At 69.8% G+C, this 16,708-nt stretch carries 15 protein-coding genes; 10 read left to right on the top strand and 5 right to left on the bottom strand.

What is annotated here, in order from left to right; all coding sequences use genetic code 11:
• The first annotated feature begins 32 nt into the window (after positions 1-32).
• The gene (locus IXW21_RS07255; protein ID WP_194763598.1) at positions 33-317 is read left to right on the top strand and encodes a WXG100 family type VII secretion target; all 285 of its coding nucleotides are present in this window, start codon (positions 33-35) and stop codon (positions 315-317) included.
• A 4-nt stretch (positions 318-321) separates the two neighbouring features.
• Here the strand turns inward: IXW21_RS07255 and IXW21_RS07250 are convergent, their stop codons facing one another.
• Positions 322-1,266 carry a quinone oxidoreductase family protein gene (locus tag IXW21_RS07250; RefSeq protein ID WP_194763597.1) on the bottom strand — a complete coding sequence of 315 codons (945 nt, stop codon included), beginning with the start codon at positions 1,264-1,266 and terminating at the stop codon, positions 322-324.
• 9 nt (positions 1,267-1,275) lie between these two features.
• Positions 1,276-5,172 carry an ATP-dependent RNA helicase HrpA gene (hrpA, locus tag IXW21_RS07245; RefSeq protein ID WP_194763596.1) on the bottom strand — a complete coding sequence of 1,299 codons (3,897 nt, stop codon included), beginning with the start codon at positions 5,170-5,172 and terminating at the stop codon, positions 1,276-1,278.
• A gap of 42 nt (positions 5,173-5,214) precedes the next feature.
• On the opposite strand from hrpA, the gene IXW21_RS07240 reads away from it, so the two are divergent.
• From IXW21_RS07240 to IXW21_RS07225, 4 genes are all read left to right on the top strand, one after another.
• Positions 5,215-6,417 carry a heparan-alpha-glucosaminide N-acetyltransferase domain-containing protein gene (locus tag IXW21_RS07240; RefSeq protein WP_194763595.1) on the top strand — a complete coding sequence of 401 codons (1,203 nt, stop codon included), beginning with the start codon at positions 5,215-5,217 and terminating at the stop codon, positions 6,415-6,417.
• The gene (locus IXW21_RS07235) at positions 6,414-7,250 is read left to right on the top strand and encodes an aldo/keto reductase (RefSeq protein ID WP_194763594.1); all 837 of its coding nucleotides are present in this window, start codon (positions 6,414-6,416) and stop codon (positions 7,248-7,250) included. Before IXW21_RS07240 ends, IXW21_RS07235 begins: the two co-directional genes overlap by 4 nt.
• 76 nt (positions 7,251-7,326) lie before the next feature.
• On the top strand, positions 7,327-7,899 hold the full coding sequence (gene msuE / locus IXW21_RS07230; RefSeq protein ID WP_194763593.1) for an FMN reductase: 573 nt from the start codon (positions 7,327-7,329) through the stop codon (positions 7,897-7,899).
• Between the two features lie 37 nt (positions 7,900-7,936).
• Complete coding sequence (locus IXW21_RS07225) at positions 7,937-9,736, top strand: thioredoxin domain-containing protein (RefSeq protein WP_194763592.1); 1,800 nt, start codon at positions 7,937-7,939, stop codon at positions 9,734-9,736.
• 7 nt (positions 9,737-9,743) lie between these two features.
• Here IXW21_RS07225 and IXW21_RS07220 read toward each other — a convergent pair whose 3' ends face one another.
• Positions 9,744-9,932, bottom strand: a complete 189-nt coding sequence (locus tag IXW21_RS07220; protein ID WP_228528326.1) for a hypothetical protein — start codon at positions 9,930-9,932, stop codon at positions 9,744-9,746.
• A gap of 80 nt (positions 9,933-10,012) precedes the next feature.
• Between IXW21_RS07220 and IXW21_RS07215 the strand changes: the two genes are divergently transcribed.
• A complete protein-coding gene (locus IXW21_RS07215) occupies positions 10,013-11,380 on the top strand; it encodes an amino acid permease (protein ID WP_194763591.1) in 1,368 nt (455 codons plus the stop codon).
• Between the two features lie 18 nt (positions 11,381-11,398).
• Here the strand turns inward: IXW21_RS07215 and IXW21_RS07210 are convergent, their stop codons facing one another.
• Entirely contained in the window at positions 11,399-12,982 is a 1,584-nt protein-coding gene (locus IXW21_RS07210; protein WP_194763590.1) for a dolichyl-phosphate-mannose--protein mannosyltransferase, read from the bottom strand.
• A gap of 66 nt (positions 12,983-13,048) precedes the next feature.
• Between IXW21_RS07210 and rsmI the strand changes: the two genes are divergently transcribed.
• From rsmI to IXW21_RS07195, 3 genes are read left to right on the top strand one after another with little or no spacing between them, the layout of a single operon-like run.
• Positions 13,049-13,864, top strand: a complete 816-nt coding sequence (rsmI, locus tag IXW21_RS07205) for a 16S rRNA (cytidine(1402)-2'-O)-methyltransferase (RefSeq protein ID WP_194763589.1) — start codon at positions 13,049-13,051, stop codon at positions 13,862-13,864.
• On the top strand, positions 13,864-14,499 hold the full coding sequence (locus tag IXW21_RS07200; RefSeq protein ID WP_194763588.1) for a class I SAM-dependent methyltransferase: 636 nt from the start codon (positions 13,864-13,866) through the stop codon (positions 14,497-14,499). The genes rsmI and IXW21_RS07200 overlap by 1 nt, the downstream gene beginning before the upstream one ends.
• Before the next feature lie 43 nt (positions 14,500-14,542).
• On the top strand, positions 14,543-15,658 hold the full coding sequence (locus IXW21_RS07195; RefSeq protein WP_194763587.1) for a LacI family DNA-binding transcriptional regulator: 1,116 nt from the start codon (positions 14,543-14,545) through the stop codon (positions 15,656-15,658).
• Between the two features lie 17 nt (positions 15,659-15,675).
• Here the strand turns inward: IXW21_RS07195 and IXW21_RS07190 are convergent, their stop codons facing one another.
• A complete protein-coding gene (locus IXW21_RS07190; RefSeq protein WP_194763586.1) occupies positions 15,676-16,044 on the bottom strand; it encodes a VOC family protein in 369 nt (122 codons plus the stop codon).
• A gap of 62 nt (positions 16,045-16,106) precedes the next feature.
• Between IXW21_RS07190 and IXW21_RS07185 the strand changes: the two genes are divergently transcribed.
• The gene (locus IXW21_RS07185) at positions 16,107-16,559 is read left to right on the top strand and encodes a MarR family winged helix-turn-helix transcriptional regulator (RefSeq protein ID WP_194763585.1); all 453 of its coding nucleotides are present in this window, start codon (positions 16,107-16,109) and stop codon (positions 16,557-16,559) included.
• The last annotated feature ends 149 nt before the right edge of the window (positions 16,560-16,708 follow it).

Below are 16,708 nucleotides of genomic sequence, written 5' to 3'. Positions count from 1 at the left end.
CGAACTCTCGCGCAGGAACTCTCGGAGTTGCGATGAAGGTCTCCGCCCGTCACGACGCCATCGCCGATACGGTCGCGCGGCTCGCCCTTGCCGTGGCAACGTTCGAGCGCGAACTCGATGCCCTCGAAGCCGAGGTCGCGCGGCTGCGATCCGCATGGGACGGCGAGGCACAGCGAGCGTACGACCGCGCGCACCAGCAGTGGTCCACCGCGATCGTGAGCATGAAAGCTGCGCTTGCCGAAGCCACCCGCCGCCTGATCACTGCGAACTCGATCTCGATGGCGACAGCCGACACAGCCGCCCGCGTCTGGACCTGAGGCGCTACGGGATCAGGACGATCTTGCCCGAGGCGGAGCCGGACTCCACGAGCTCGTGGGCCTGTGCCGCCTCGGCGAGAGGGAGCTCGGGGCCGAGCTCGATCGTGAAGTCCCCAGCGGCGAGCAGGTCGACGGTCGCCTGGAGCGCCTCGGCCCGCCAGGCGAGCTCCTGCTCGGTCAACGGCTCGGGAGAGCCGCCCGAGAAAGCGCGGATGCCGAACGAGGCTGCGTCCGGACCGCGCACGATCGTCGCGATGCGGTCGCGGTCGGCCACGAGCTCGAGCGACACCTCGATGGCCTCGTCCGTTCCGGCGCAGTCGAGTGCAACGGTCACGCCGTCCGGAGCCGCCTCGCGCACGCGTTCGAGCAGCCCCTCGCCGTAGGCGACCGGGACCGCACCGAGCTCGCGCAGCTGATCGTGCCGCGCGGGGCTGGCCGTGGCGATCACGGTGGCGCCCCAGGCGACGGCGAACTGCACCGCAGCCTGCCCGACCGAGCCGGAGCCGCCGTGCACGAGCAGCACATCGCCGTCGGCCACACCGAGCGAGCGGAGCGCCTGGAAGGCGGTGCCGGCGGGGATGCCGATGCCGGCGCCCTCTGCAGCCGTGACCGAATCGGGAAGGGCGACGAGCTTCTCGACCGGTACGGCGAGCAGGCTCGCGTAGGTGCCGACGGTGTCGCGGATCGCCACGCGGTCGCCGACGGCGAAGGCCTCCACATCGTCGCCGAGCGACTCGATCACCCCGGCGCCGTCGAAGCCCACGCCACGCGGTTCGGTGATGGGCGGTGACGGGCGCTTGGCGCTGCGCAGCTTGGCATCGATCGGGTTGACCCCGGCGGCTTCGATGCGCACCACCGCCTCGCCGTTCAGCGCGATCGGATCGGGGACCTCGATCAGGTGCAGCACATCAGGGGAACCGAACTCCGTGTAGACGATCGCGCGAGCCATGACCTCAGGCTACCCCCGTGACGCCAGCACTTTCATGATCCGCTGAGGAGAGACGGGCTGAGCGGTGCCGAGGCGCTGCGCGAACACGCTGACGCGATACTCCTCGAGCAGCCAGCGTGTCTCGACGAGCGCAAAGGGTGCATCGGCCGCGAGCGGGATCGTGCCCCCGGCGTCTTCGTAGACCTTCGCCATGCGCTCGAACTCACTCATACGCGTGCGATCCTTGCCCGGCTCGTTCGCCAGCGTCTTCAGCCGGTCGAGCATCCCGTCGAGGTAGCGCGGGAAGTGCGCGAGACGCTCGACGCCCGCCGCCGAGACGAACCCGGCGTGCAGCAGTCCCGAGAGCTGGGTGCGGATGTCGTTCAGCGGCCCGAGCCGCGAGAGCGAGTTCTGCGACTTGATGCCGCGCTCGACGTCACGCGCCTTGGTGAGGATACGCGCGACGAGCGACACGCAGGCGAAGAGGTCGTCGACGAGCGACGCCGAGACGGCGTCGCGCACACGCACGAACTCGGCCTCGGTGCGGATGATGCCGCCGGGAGCCGCGCGGTCGATCGCGCTCTGCACGACGGCGGCGCGGCAGTCCTCGATCAGCGCGGCGGCCGATTGGTAGGGCGACGCGGCGAGTGCGAGCTTCTCCTGGCTCGTGAGGTGCTGCTGCACGTACGAGGAGGGCGACGGCACGCCGAGCAGCACGAGCCGCAGCACGCCCGCGCGGGTGGCGGCGGCTGCCGCATCCGCCGTGGACTCCACCCGCACCGAGACGGTCTTGCCCTGATCGACGATCGCCGGATAGCCGCGCACGACTCCACCGGCGACGCGCGTGTCGAGCACCTCGGGCAGGTCGCCGAACGTCCACGTGGTGAGGCCGTCCTTCTCGATCGAGGCGGCGACGGCCGTGGGCTGCGGCCCCTTCGAGGGGCCGGGACGGCGGGACGGTGCCGCGATCGACCGAGCGACGCTGCTGCGCGCACGGTCGGCGAGCTGCGTCTGCAGCGCGCTGAGGTCGCGGTCCGATCCCACGATGCGACCGTGTTCGTCGACGGCGCGGAAGTTCATGCGCAGGTGCGCGGGCACCCGGTCGTCCTCGAAATCGGCCGCCGAGACCAGCTGGTTCGCGAGAGGCTGGATCAGGCGCGCGAGCGCTTCCTTGAGCGTGCGGGCGGGCAGCCCTCCGTGAGTCTCGGGGCCTTCGCCTGTGAGCTCGGCGCCGAACTTGTCGGCCCAGTCGGCGGCGGGAACCACGTGACGACGGATCGCCTTCGGCAGCGCCCGCAGCAGACCCGTGACCAGTTCCGCCCGCAGGCCCGGCACCTGCCAGTCGAAGCCGCGGTCGTCGATCTGCGCGAGCAGGGGGAGCGGGATCACGACGCTCACGCCGTCGTCGGCGGCACCGGGCTCGAAGCGGTAGGCGAGGCCGAGCACCTGGTCGCCCTGCGTCCACCGCGTCGGGAACTCGTTCTGATCGGCACGGCTGTCGTCGTCGAGCAGGTCGGCCTCGCGCATCACGAGCAGCTTCGGCGTCGAAGCGAGCTGCTCGCGCCACCACTTCTCGAACGAGCGCACATCGAAGACGTCGGACGGGATGCGCTCGTCGTAGAAGCGGAAGACGGCCTCGTCACCCGCGAGGATGTCGCGGCGGCGTTCCCGTTCCTCGAGCTTCTCGAGTCGCTTGCGCAGTTCGGCGTTGCTGCGCCAGAACGCGCTCACGCGCTTGTCGATGCGCGTCGGATCCCACTCGCCCTCGACGAGCGCGTGCCGCACGAACATCTCGCGCGAGGCGGCCCGGTCGATGCGGGCGAACTGCACGCGGCGACGGGGAATGATCTCCACCCCGAACAGAGTCACCTTCTCGTAGGCGACGGCGGCCCCGGCATCCTTCGACCAGTGCGGCTCGGTCACCTGACGCTTGGCGAGGTCGCCCGCGATCGCCTCGGCCCAGGCGGGATCGATCGCGGCGACCGTGCGCGCGTAGGTGCGTGAGGTCTCGACGATCTCGGCGGCCATGACCGCCTGCGGGGCCTTCTTGCGCAGGGCTGATCCGGGGAAGATCGAGAAGCGGATGCCGCGGGCACCGCGATACTCGGCCATCCTCTTCTTCTTCGGATCGACGCCCTTGCCCGTCTGGCGCTCATCGAGGATGCCGATCTGCGACAGGAGTCCCGAGAGCAACGCCCGATGGATCGCATCCGGATCCGCCGTCCCCGAACCGGATGAGTCCTTCGTCTTGACCAGCGATCGCAGCTGGCGGTGCACGTCGAACCACTCGCGCACACGGACGTAGTTCAGGTGCTCCGAGCGGCACAGCCGGCGGAAGGCGCTGGAGCCGAGCTCGCGCTGCTGCTCTCGGAGGTGGTTCCACAGGTTCAGGATCGAGAGGAAGTCGCTCGTGGGGTCGGCGAAGCGGGCGTGCATGCGATCCGCCTCGTCGCGCACGCTCTGCGGTGCCTCCTGCGACGGGCGTTCGCGCACGTCCTGGATCGACATGCCGGCCACGATCGCGAGCACATCGCGCGTGACGTCGGTTCCGCCCGGACGCCCCGCCTCGATCAGCATGCGGGCGAACCGCGGATCGATCGGGATGCGCGAGATGTCGCGGCCGATGCGCGTCAGCGTCTGGGGATCCGAACCCGTCGACGGGCGCACCGCGCCGAGCTCGGTGAGCAGATCGAACGCCGCCTTCACACCCCGCGAATCGGGCGGCGTGAGGAACGGGAACGCCGTGATGTCGCCGAAGCCGAGCGACAGCATCTGCAGGATGACCGACGCGAGCGAGGTGCGCAGGATCTCGGGCTCGGTGAACTCCGGCCGCTTGTCGAAGTCCTCTTCGCTGTAGAGACGGATCGCGATGCCGTCGCTGGTGCGCCCGGCACGGCCGGAGCGCTGGTTCGCGGATGCCTGCGAGATGGCCTCGATCGGCAGCCGCTGCACCTTCGAGCGGTTGCTGTACCGCGAGATGCGGGCGGAGCCGGTGTCGATCACGTAGCGGATGCCGGGAACCGTGAGGCTCGTCTCGGCGACGTTCGTGGCGAGCACGACGCGGCGGCGGACGCCGGCGACGCGACTCTTCTCGAACACCCGGTGCTGCTCGGCCGCCGAGAGGCGACCGTACAGCGGCAGGACCTCGGTGGGGGATCGGTCCTTCGAGTACGCGCCGCGCACGGCATCCGCCGCGTCCCGGATCTCGGCTTCGCCGGGGAGGAACACGAGCACGTCACCGGGGGCCTCGCGGTCGAGTTCGCGCAGGGCCGCGACGATCGCGGTGACCTCGTCGCCCTCTTCGCCGCCTTCGGCCGTCTCCTCTTCACGACCCCGATACCGGATCTCGACCGGATACGTGCGGCCCGAGACCTCGATGATCGGGGCGGGGGTGCCGTCCGCCGCGGCGAAGTGCTTCGCGAAGCTCTCGGGGTCGATGGTCGCCGAGGTGATGATGACCTTGAGGTCAGGCCGCTCCGGCAGCAGGCGCGCCAGATAGCCGAGCAGGAAGTCGACGTTGAGTGAGCGTTCGTGCGCCTCGTCGATGATGATCGTGTCGTAGCGGCGCAGCAACCGGTCGCGGTTGATCTCGTTGAGCAGGATGCCGTCGGTCATAAGTGCGATGCGGGTGTCGTCCGACACCTTGTCGGTGAAGCGCACCTTGTAGCCGACGAGCGTGCCGAGCTCGACCTGCAGCTCGTCGGCGACGCGTTCTGCGATCGTGCGCGCGGCGAGGCGTCGGGGCTGGGTGTGGGCGATCCGCTCGCGCCCGAGCTCGAGGCAGATCTTCGGCAGCTGCGTGGTCTTGCCCGACCCGGTGGCGCCCGCGACGATCACGACCTGGTGGTCGCGGATGGCGTCGGCGATCTCCTCCCGGGCGGCGCTGACGGGCAGCTCGGGGGGATAGATGATCACGGGGGAGGACATAGCCCTCCATCGTATGACGGGATCGACCCTTACGATCGTCGGATGACCATCGCGCGCACGCCCCCACAGTGGTCGAATCCGACTGAGTGGTTCCACGACTTCGGTCGTGCCCCGCGCATCCTCGGACTCGACGTCGCGCGCGGCCTGGCGATCCTCGGGATGGCGGGCGCGCACATCGGAGTGTCCGCTCCCTTCGATCCCTTCGAGCCGTCGACGTGGGGCGACCTCGTCAACGGGCGCTCCTCGATCCTCTTCGCCGTGCTCGCCGGGGTGTCGATCGCGCTGATGACAGGCCGCAGCGCGGGCCCCGACCCGGCACGAGTGCCGAGCATCCGCCTGCAGCTGGTGGGACGTGGTGCCGTGATCTTCCTGATCGGCCTGGCGCTCGAGCTCCTGAACACCCCGATCGCCGTGATCCTCACCCTCTACGGTCTGCTGTACGTCGCTGTCATCCCCTTCCTGCGCTGGGCACCATGGAAGCTGCTGCTGGCGGCGGCTGTCCTCGCCCTCGCCGGGCCCGCGCTGCTCGCGCTCGTGGCAGTGCTCGCGCTGCATCCGTCCGGCCCCGGCATCGGACTGGTGCTGTACGGGTCTTACCCCATCACGGTCTGGCTCGCCTTCGTCTTCGGCGGCATGGCGCTGGGACGGCTGCATGTCGAAAGGCTCGAGACGGCGGCGGGAGCTCTCGCGGTCGGACTCGGCCTGATGGTCGTCGGCTACGGACTCGGCCTCGTCGGTGCGCTCGCCGGTCTGGGCGGTGCAGACGGCGCCTCGGGGTCCGGCACGGCGATCAGCACGGGCTGGAGCACCTATCCGGCGGCCGTGGCCGACGGTGATCCGGTCGGCGCGGTGCTCGCCGGTGTCTTCGGCGTCGACGCGCATTCGGGCGGCACCGCCGAGATCCTGGGGTCCGGCGGATTCGCGCTCGTCGTGATCGCGCTCTGTCTGCTGCTCAGCAGGCCCCTGCGCTGGGTGCTGCTGCCGCTCGGCGCCCTGGGGTCGATGCCGTTGACGGCGTACACCGCGCATGTGCTCTCGACCGCGCTGATCGGTGGTCCCGGCGGTTTCTTCACGAGCAACGAGTTCTGGGCGGCGACCGTGATCATGCTGCTGCTGGCCACATCGCTGTGGTCGATCTTCGTGGGACGCGGTCCGCTCGAACGGCTCGTCGGCACGGCGGCGACGGCCATGGCGACCGCTCCGGCGGCCCTGCCCGCCACGAGTGCTCCTAGGCTGGATGCATGACGATTCCTGCACTCGAACTGAACGACGGCAACTCCATTCCCCAGCTCGGCTACGGCGTCTTCAAGGTGCCCGCCGACGAGACCGAGCGTGCCGTGAGCGAAGCGCTCGAGATCGGCTACCGCCACATCGACACCGCGGCGATCTACGGCAACGAAGAGGGCGTGGGCGCGGCGATCGCGGCCTCCGGCATCGCTCGCGACGAGCTCTTCATCACGACCAAGCTGTGGAACGACCGCCACCACGATGACGAGCCGAACGCGGCGATCGCCGAAAGCCTCGAGAAGCTCGGTCTCGACGCGGTCGACCTGTACCTCGTGCACTGGCCGACCCCCGCGAAGGACGACTACGTGCACGCATTCGCGAAGCTCGTCGAGCTTCGCGAGGCGGGCCTGACGCGCAGCATCGGCGTGTCGAACTTCCTCGTGCCGCACCTCGAGCGCGTCGTCGCCGAGACCGGCGTGACCCCCGCGGTCAACCAGATCGAGCTGCACCCGGCCTACCAGCAGCGCGACATCGTCGACTGGGCGACCGCGCACGGCATCCGCATCGAGTCGTGGGGCCCTCTCGGTCAGGGCAAGTACGACCTGTTCGGCACCCCGGCGATCGCCGACGCGGCCGCCGCGCACGACGTCACCCCGGCTCAGGCGGTGTTGCGCTGGCACCTGCAGAAGGGATTCATCGTCTTCCCGAAGTCGGTGCGCGCCGAGCGTCTGCGCGAGAACCTCGACGTGTTCGGCTTCGAGCTGACCGGTGCCGAGATCGCGGCGATCGACGCACTCGACCCGCTCGACGGCTCGGGACGCGTGGGCTCGCACCCGAACGACGTCAACTGAGGCGTTCCGTTTCGACAGATGACGCCCCGTGTCGCCGACCGCGACACGGGGCGTCGTCGTGAGTAGCGTCGACCGCATGACAGCTCCCTACCGTGTCGTCGCCGTGTCCGGCTCCCTGCACGAGCCCAGCAAGACCACGGCTCTCATCCGTGCGATCGCCGGTGCTGTCGCCGACCGCGCCGACGTCGAGATCGAGGTCATCGAGCTGACGGACATCGGCCCCTCCCTCGCCGGTGCGCTGAGCCGCGATCAGCTGCCCGCACGCGTCGAGGAGAAGCTCGTGGCCATCGAGCAGGCCGACCTGCTGATCGTGGGCAGCCCCGTCTACCGGGCCTCGTTCACCGGACTCTTCAAGCATCTGTTCGACTTCGTCGGCCAGTACGAGCTCGTCGGCAAGCCCGTGCTGCTCGCGGCCACCGGCGGCGGCGAGCGCCACGCGCTCATCATCGAGCACCAGCTGCGCCCGCTGTTCGCGTTCTTCCAGGCACTGACACTGCCGGTGGGGGTCTACGCGAGCAACACCGACTTCGACGGCTACGTGATCAGCTCCGATGTGCTGCAGGCGCGGATCACGCTCGCCGCCGAGCGCGCTCTGCCCCTGGTCGGGTACGCCGCATCGCGTCCCGTGGAACCGCTGCTCGTCTCCTGAGCGGCCGATACACGCCGCACCCGCGTAGCGTGAAGATATGACGAACCGGCTCGCCGATACGCTCAGCCCCTACCTCCGCGCACACGCGGACAACCCCGTCGACTGGTATCCGTGGGGAACCGAGGCCTTCGCCGAGGCCGAGCGTCGTGGCGTGCCGCTGCTCATCTCGATCGGCTACTCGACCTGTCACTGGTGCCACGTGATGGCGCGTGAGTCGTTCGCCGATCCCGTGACAGCGGCCGCGATCAACGAGAACTTCGTGGCGGTCAAGGTCGACCGCGAAGAGCATCCCGACGTCGACGGCGCTTACATGGCCGCAGCATCCGCCTTCACGCAGAACCTCGGCTGGCCGCTCACCGTGTTCGCCACCCCGAGAGGCCGCACCTTCTACGCGGGCACCTACTGGCCTCCGGTCGCACGGCAGCCGCTCCCGGCGTTCCGTGACGTGCTCGCCGCCGTGCACGAGGCGTGGACCGTGCGGCGCGCGCAGGCCGAGGAATCGGCGGATGCCGTGACCGCGGCACTCGTGCAGGCGGCGGCGTCCACGCCGTCGGACCTGCCCGATGCCGGGGCGATCGCGACGGCCGCCATGTCGATCGCGGAGCGCGAGGATCCGCAGTTCGGCGGCTTCGGGGGTGCGCCGAAGTTCCCGGTCGCCACGACGCTCCGCTTCTTGCAGACGCCGCTCGTGCGTCGGGAGGCGCCGGATGCCGCGGCAGCCGCCGAGCGGGCACTCGAGGCGATGAGAGCATCGGCTCTGCGCGATGAGGACGGCGGATTCTTCCGCTACGCCACCCGGCGCGACTGGACCGTGCCGCATTACGAGCGGATGCTGACGGACAACGCCCAGCTGCTCGAGGTGGCACTGGATGCGGGCGACGAGTCGACCGCGCGGGGGATCGCTGCCTTCCTGGTGCGGGCACTGCGCCGTGACGGCGGGGGATTCGGCGCGGCGCAGGATTCGGAGTCGTGGATCGACGGGCAGCGCAGCGAGGGCGGCTATTACCTGAGACCTGTGGCCGAGCGGGGTGAGCTCGAACCGCCTGCCGTCGACGCCAAGGTCATCACCGGCTGGAACGGCCTTGCGATCGCCGCGCTCGCGCGTGCGGGGGCCGCGTTCGCCGAACCCGAGTGGGTTCACGCCGCGGCCGAGGCGGCCGAGCACGTGCTGCGCGTCAACCGCGACGGGTCGGGAGACCTGGTTCGGGCGTCGCTCGACGGCACCGCCTCTGCGGCGGTCGCGACGACGGCCGATGTCGCGCTTCTCGCCGACGGCCTGTTCGCGCTGGCCCTCGCCACCGGCGACGTGGCCTGGGCCGTCGAAGGGCGTGCGCTTCTCGACGATGCTCTCACCGGCCTCGCCGGCGACCCGCTGTTGGCCGAGAACGGCATCGCGACCGCGCCCGATCAGACCGACGGTGATCTTCCGTCGGGAGCGTCGGCCGTCGCCTCGGCATCCCTCACCGCGTGGCTGCTCGGAGCCGGCGACCGGTACCGAGACGCCGCCGCTCAGAAGGTGCGCGAGCACGCCGCCCCGGCCGTGGGGCAGCCGTTCGCGCACGGCAGTCTGCTGCGCGTCGCCGCAGGGCTCGTCGATGCTCCGCGGCAGCTCGTGGTCGTGACGGAGTCGCCGGACGGCGCGTTGGCCTCCGCTGCGCGCGGTGCCGATGCGGATGCCGTCGCGATCGTCTCGCCGGCACAGGCGCGCGCCTTCGCCGATGCCGGGTTCGAGCTCTTCGAAGGCAAAGCAGGCGCCGGTGAGCAGGCGTTCGACTGCCGGTCTTTCGTGTGCCGGCTGCCGGTGAGCGACCCCGCCGAGCTGGCACTCCCGCGCTGATCGGGTTTCAGCGCGTGTTTCGCGGATGCTGTCGCGCGGTGCGCTCGTTGCCACGTCGGTAGTCGCCGGTGACCCGGGCCATCAGCAGCTGCGCGTCGCCGTGCTCGACCTGAGTGAGGAACTCGCTCGCCCTCGTCCCTCTCAGCACCGTCGCCGTCGCACCGTGGTGTCTGATGACGACCTCGTCGCCACGCACGACGAACTCGAAAACTCGAAGCCGGATGGAGCGCCCATGAGGAGATCGTAGGCTGAGACCGCACCGCAGGAGGTACATGCATGACCGAGGTTCCCACCACCACGACCACGACCAGGGGTCTGCATCGGGGTCTCACCCGTCGCCAGATCTCGATGATGGGGCTCGGCGGAGCGATCGGCGCCGGGCTGTTCGTGGGGTCGGGTCAGGCGATCGGCATGGCCGGTCCGGCGGTGCTCATCTCGTATCTCGTCGCCGGCGGCATCGTGGTGCTGGTGATGGCGATGCTGGCCGAGATGGTCGCCGCGCGCCCGAGTTCCGGCGCCTTCAGCTCGTATGCGCAGAGGGCGATGGGACGAAGCGCGGGCAGCGCTGTCGGATGGCTCTACTGGATCCAGCTCGTCGTGGTGATCGCGGCCGAGGCCACCGGTGCCGCCGGCATCGTCGCCGCCCGGATGCCGGGCATCCCCGCCTGGGTCTGGGTGCTCGTGTTCGTCGTGGCGCTGACCGCGGTGAACCTCTTCGGGGTGCGCAACTACGGGCGGTTCGAATTCTGGTTCGCGGCGATCAAGGTCGCCGCGATCATCGTCTTCCTCGTGGTCGGCGTGTGTGCGATCGTCGGGCTCTTCCCCGGCGTGCCGGCGACCGGCATCGGCAATCTCGTCGACAACGGCGGGTTCGCCCCGAACGGCATCGCCGGTGTCGCGGCAGCCCTCCTGGTCGTGATGTTCGCGTTCGGCGGCACCGAGGTCGTCGCTATCGCCGCGGCCGAGTCCGACGACCCCGCGCGGAACATCCGCCGCATCGTCCGTGAAGTGCTGGTGCGCATCCTCATCTTCTACGTCGGATCGATCTTCGTGATCGTGGCGGTGCTGCCGTGGAACGATCCGGCTGTCGCGGACGGCCCCTTCTCGGCCGTGCTCGAGACGCTGCGGGTGCCGGGCGTCGGTCTGGTGATGGACCTCATCGTCGTGACCGCGCTGCTCTCGGCGATGAACGCGAACATCTACGGTGCGTCGCGCATGGCGTACTCCCTCGGCGAGCGGGGCCTCGCGCCGACGGCGGCGACGCGCACCACTGCGAAGGGCGTGCCGGCGGTGGCGGTGCTCGCCTCGATCTCCTTCGGCTTCGTCACGGTGGGTCTCAACTGGGCGTTCCCCGACGTGGTTCTCCCAGTGCTCTTGAACATCGTGGGGTCGACCGTGCTCATCATCTGGTCCGCGACGGCGGTGTCACAGATCATCCTCCGCCGTCGCGCGGATCGCTCAGGCGAAGAGATGCCGATGCGCATGTGGGGCTTCCCCTGGCTGTCGTGGCTGTGCCTGGCGCTGCTCGCGGGGGTCATCGCGCTCTCGATGACCGACGAGGCCGCACGTGCGCAGCTGCTGCTGACCATCGGTCTGACGGCGGCGCTGCTCGTCGTCGCGGGCCTGACGCGCAGGGCGGGCTGACGGGATAACGGCTGGGCGTCAGACCCACCCGGGGAGCCAGTTGTGCAGGAGCCAGAAGTCGTATGGCACACTCACGCCGGTCCACACCGGATAGTAGAAGGCCGAGACCAGCACGACGACGACGAGGAACACCATGACGGTGCGCTCGCCGGCCTGGCGACGATGCAGCGGATCCTCGCGGCGCCCCGCGAGCACGCGCAGCACGACGGCGAGCCCGATCGCGAGGAAGGGGGCCATCGCCACCGTATAGAACTGGAAGATCGTGCGCTCGGGGAACATCAGCCACGGGATGTAGGTGGCCGCGAGCCCGACCAGCGGGAACGTGAGCGCAGGCTCGATCGGCCGGCGCGTGATCCAGGCGCGTACGAGACGGTAGACGAGGTAGCCCGCGGCGGCGATGCTCGCGTACCAGATCAGTGGATTCGGGATCGTCGAGATCACGGCGATGCAGTGGTCGACCCCGCACGGTGCGGGATCCGTGCCGACCCACACTGCCGTCGGACGAAGCAGCAGCGGCCACTCCCACGCCGCACTCGCGTAGGGGTGTCCGCTGTGCAGCCCGACATGGAAGTTGAGGATCGACTGATGGTAGTTCCACAGGGCGATGAACGGATTCGGGTCGCTGTCACGGGAATACCCGCCGTCGGTCACGAGCCATCCTGTCCAGCTCACGACGTAGGTGGCGAATGCCGGGAACACGAGCAGCACGAAAGACACCGGGCCCTGCCGGAACGCCGCGGAGCTCGGCCAGAGCACGATCCCGGCGCGGCGGCGGGCGAGCGCATCGGTCACGACGACGTAGAGGCCGAATGCCGCGAGCGCATACAGGCCCGACCACTTGACCGCGCAGGCGGCGCCGAGGGCGACGCCCGCGGCGATCAGCCAGGGGCGACGCCAGAGCACGCGTCCCCACAGCGGCTCGGGGGTGTCGGTGTCGGATGGCGAAGCCCCAGGGCCATGCGTGTCGGATTGCTCGAGCAGCGGGATCGTGCGGTCGCGATCGATCAGGATGAACAGGGCGCCGAGCATGATGAAGAACGTGAGCGGCCCGTCGAGCAGTGCGGTGCGGCTCATCACGATGCTCAGACCGTCGATCGCGAGCAGCGAGCCGGCGACGGTCGCGACGACGATCGATCCGGTCAGGCGACGCGCGATCAGGTAGACGAGCAGCACGGTGGCGGTGCCGAGAAGCGCGGTGGCGAGCCGCCAGCCGACGGTGTTGTCCGGGCCGCCGATCGACATGCCGAGCGCGATCAGCCACTTGCCGAGCGGGGGATGCACGACGAACGAGCCGTTGTCGGCGAGGGGCAGCTCCTGCAGGGTGATGAACGCCTCGTTCGCGTTCTCACCCCAAGTGCCCTCGTAGCCGAGGGTCCACAGCGACCACGCGTCCTTGACGTAGTAGGTCTCGTCGAAGGCGAGCTGATGCGGGTGCCCCAGGTTCACCAAGCGCAGCACCGCGGCTACGACGGTGACGACGAGCGGTGCGAACCAGCGCAGCATCCGCCCCCAGTCGGGGTCGCGCAGGATGCGGTCGCGCAGCTGCCCGTACCGCGTCGGGCGCTCCTCGGGAGCGGGGAGCAGAGGCACGGGCGCGGTCACGGGCTCCAGCCTAGACAACGAGCGTCCCGCACGTCCGGGCGACGCGGTCCCGCCTAAGCTGGGCGGGTGATCATCCTCGCCGCCACCCCGATCGGAAACCTCGGGGATGCGTCCCGCCGCCTCATCGAGGTTCTCGAGAACGCCGAGGTCGTGGTCGCCGAAGACACCCGCACCACCGGGCGACTGCTGCAGGCGCTGCAGATCACGAACAGGCCGCGGCTGATCGCGCTGCACGATCACAACGAGAAGCAGAAGTCGGCCGAGCTCGCGGCGCTCGCCGTGGAGCAGGACATCGTGGTCGTCAGCGATGCCGGGATGCCCGCGATCAGCGACCCGGGGTACGCGCTCGTCGCCGAAGCGGTCGCGCAGGGCGTGACCGTCACGGCGATCCCCGGCCCGAGTGCTGTGATCATGGCGCTCGCGATCTCGGGGCTGCCCACCGACCGCTTCACCTTCGAGGGTTTCCTGCCGCGCAAGCCGGGGGAGCGGCGCTCGACGCTTCGCGGTCTCGCCACCGAACCCCGCACGATGGTCTTCTTCGAATCGCCCGCACGCCTGGCCTCGGCACTCGCCGACATCGGCACGGTCTTCGGCGACGACCGTCGCATCGCCGTGTGCCGCGAGCTCACCAAGTTCTACGAAGAGGTGCGTCGCGGCACTGCGGCCGAGCTTGCCGAGTGGGCGGCTGCGGGCGTGAAGGGCGAGATCGTGGTCGTCGTCGAGGGGGCTCCGCCCCGGGAATCCTCGGCGGAGGATGCCCTCGTGCAGGTGCAGCGGCTCGTCGCCTCCGGCGTCCGCCTGAAGGAGGCGTGTGCCGAGGTCGCCGCGGCGACCGGCCTGTCGTCACGCGACCTGTATCAGGCAGCGCTCGCCGCCCGCTGATGCGCGACGCCTCGGATGCTGCGATCGCGGCGGCCTACGACGCTCGTGTTGAGGAGTACGTCGCGCTGGCCGGCGCTGTCGAGCAGATGGATGCTCGCGATGCGGCGTCGATCGCCCGGTGGCGCGACGACACGCAGGGTCTGCTGCTGGATGCCGGGTGCGGGCCGGGTCACTGGACGGCGTTCCTCGCACGAGGCGACCGCGAGGTGCGCGGCGTCGACCTGTCGGCGGAGTTGATCGAGACGGCGCGGCGACGGCATCCCGGCATCACGTTCGATCTCGGCTCGTTCCGCGATCTGCAGGTCGAGAGGGGCTCGGTCGGCGGCATCCTCGCCTGGTACTCGCTCATCCACACCGCACCCGAAGACGTTCCCGAGATCCTCGACGAGTTCGCCCGCGTGCTGGCCCCCGGCGGCAGCCTCCTGCTCGGGTTCTTCGACGGCGAGCCGCGTGAGCCCTTCGCGCACGCGGTCGCACCGGCGTACTTCTGGTCGGCCGAGTCGTTGGGCGCACTGCTGCAGGATGCGGGACTCGACATCGTCTCGCGGGAGTATCGCGAGCGATTGCCCGACGAGGTGAGCGTCAGACCGCACGGATCGCTGACGGCGCACCGGCGTGCATCGGCTCCTCGCTGACCGCAGGTACCCTGGTGCACAGCCATCCGGAGGAGGACCCAGCGTGAGCAAGAAGGCGACCGTCTACGACGTCGCGGAGCGCGCCGGAGTGTCGATCGCCACGGTCTCGCGTGTGCTGCGCCAGCCGGATGCGGTGCGTCCGGCGACTCGTGAGCGCGTGCTCGATGCGGTCACAGAGCTGGGCTACGTGCCCAGCAGCAGTGCCCGCGGACTGGCCGAGAGGCGCACAGGGGTGATCGGGCTCTACTTCCCCGGCTTCGACGCGTCCGACGATGCGCCGCTGCTCGACGTTCTCGCGAACTCGCCGTCGGTGACACCGCCCTTCACCGTCGAGCGCGAAGCGGCGGACCCCGGCGCTCCGCAGCCGACCATGCTCTTCCTCGACGAGGTGCTGCGCGGCGCGGAGCTGGAGGCATGGAAGCAGGGCTTCGTGCTCATGATCGGCGTCGGTCGCGATGACCCCACCCGCGAGACCGTGCGTGACATTGCCGGCCGGGTCGACGGACTGATGGTGCTTGCGCAGAGTGTTCCCGACGATGTGCTCGCCCGCCTCGCACGACGCATCCCCGTGGTGGTCCTCTCCGGCCCTGCGCGCGGCGATGACTACGACCATGTGACGGTGAGCAACGCCGAGGCCATGGCCGAGCTCACTCGCCTCGTGCTCTCGGAGTCCGACCCCGGAGGCCTCGCGTTCCTCGGCGGACCCGAGGATTCGCCCGACGGCGCGCAGCGCTGGGAGGGCTTCGCGGACGCCGTCGTCGAGGCCGGCATCGCCCTCGACGAGGTGATGGTGCTGAGAGGCGACTTCACCCGAGCGTCCGGTCGGCGCGCGGGGGAGGAGCTGATCGCCCGCGGCGTGCCGACCGCCCTGGTCGCCGCGAACGATCAGATGGCACTCGGGGCGATCGACGCCTTCCGCTCGGGCGGCGTCCGGGTTCCCGCGGACGTGCGGGTCACTGGCTTCGACGGCATCGAGGCCGCGGCTCTGTCACGGCCTGCGTTGACCACCGTGCGCCAGCCGATGATCGACCTCGGGCGTGCAGCCGTGCAACTGCTCGCGCGAAGACTCGAACACCCCGACGCCGACCCGATGACCGTGCGTCTGCCCCTGCAGATCCTCGTCCGGGAGAGCTCCCAGCGCCCTGGGCGAGGAGTCTGACCCAGGCGTTCAGGCGTTCAGGCGCGGTCGTGCAGGGTGATGCGATAGCCGTCCGGGTCGGCGAACGTGAAGGTGCGGCCGAACGGACCGTCGATCGGGGCTGCGACGATCGCGTGGCCGTCGGCGGAGAGAGCATCGTGGATGCTCTGGACGTCGGTCGCGTGCAACCAGAGCGCCGCACCGATCCCCGGCTGGTCGACTCCGTCGAGGTCGGTGCCGGGAGCGATGTCGCGCAGCGCGAAGGCGATGGGTGTCGTCTCGAAGACGACGGCGTGCGGCGGGCCCGCGGGCGAGCGCACGAGTCCGAGGTACCGCTCGTAGAACGCCTGGGACGCCGGGAGGTCGCTGGTCTGGAGTGAGATGAAGTCGGGGCCGGTGACGGGCATGATGAGTCTCTTCCGTTAGTGTCAGTTATCTGACATGCACGAGCGTATGTCAGAATGCTGACATGCGTCAAGACGGCATCGACCTCGACACCTCGCTCGGGTATCTGCTCAAAGAGGCAGCCAGTGCTCTGCGCTCGGCGATGGAGGAGGTGCTGCGACCGCTGGGCATGACGATCACGCATTACTCCTGCTTGGAGTTGCTCGCTCAACGGCCGGGGATGTCGAATTCCGAGCTTGCACGAGGGGCGTTCGTGACGCGCCAGTCCATGAACGTCCTGCTGCAGTCGCTCGAGAAGGACGGGTTCGTCGCTCGTCCGGCCACTGCTCCTGCGGGGAGGGCCTTGCCGACGACTCTCACCCCGAGGGGGAGGAGCAGTCTCGCGCAGGCGACCGCCGCGGTGCGATCGGTCGAGGTTCGGATGCTGTCGGGCATGACGGATGCCGAGCAGGAGGCCGCCCTGCGCGCCTTGCGGAGCATGGTGAGCTCGCTTCGTGAGGAGCCACACAGCCACTGATCTGGCACCGCTCCCATCCTGCGGATCCGCGCATCGACGGCGCAGGGTGCATCGCCGGTCCTTGCGCTCCGAAATGTATGCGCTTACAATCAGTGATGCGGCCTCGGCCGCGGGGTGCCCCGACCCGTGGGACCCCCTTCATGACACAG

Source organism: Microbacterium sp. UFMG61 (assembly GCF_015354505.1).
In the GTDB taxonomy this organism is placed as follows: Bacteria; Actinomycetota; Actinomycetes; order Actinomycetales; family Microbacteriaceae; genus Microbacterium.
Note: the sequence above shows the minus strand (reverse complement) of the source record. Positions and strands in the feature narration are given on the sequence as shown.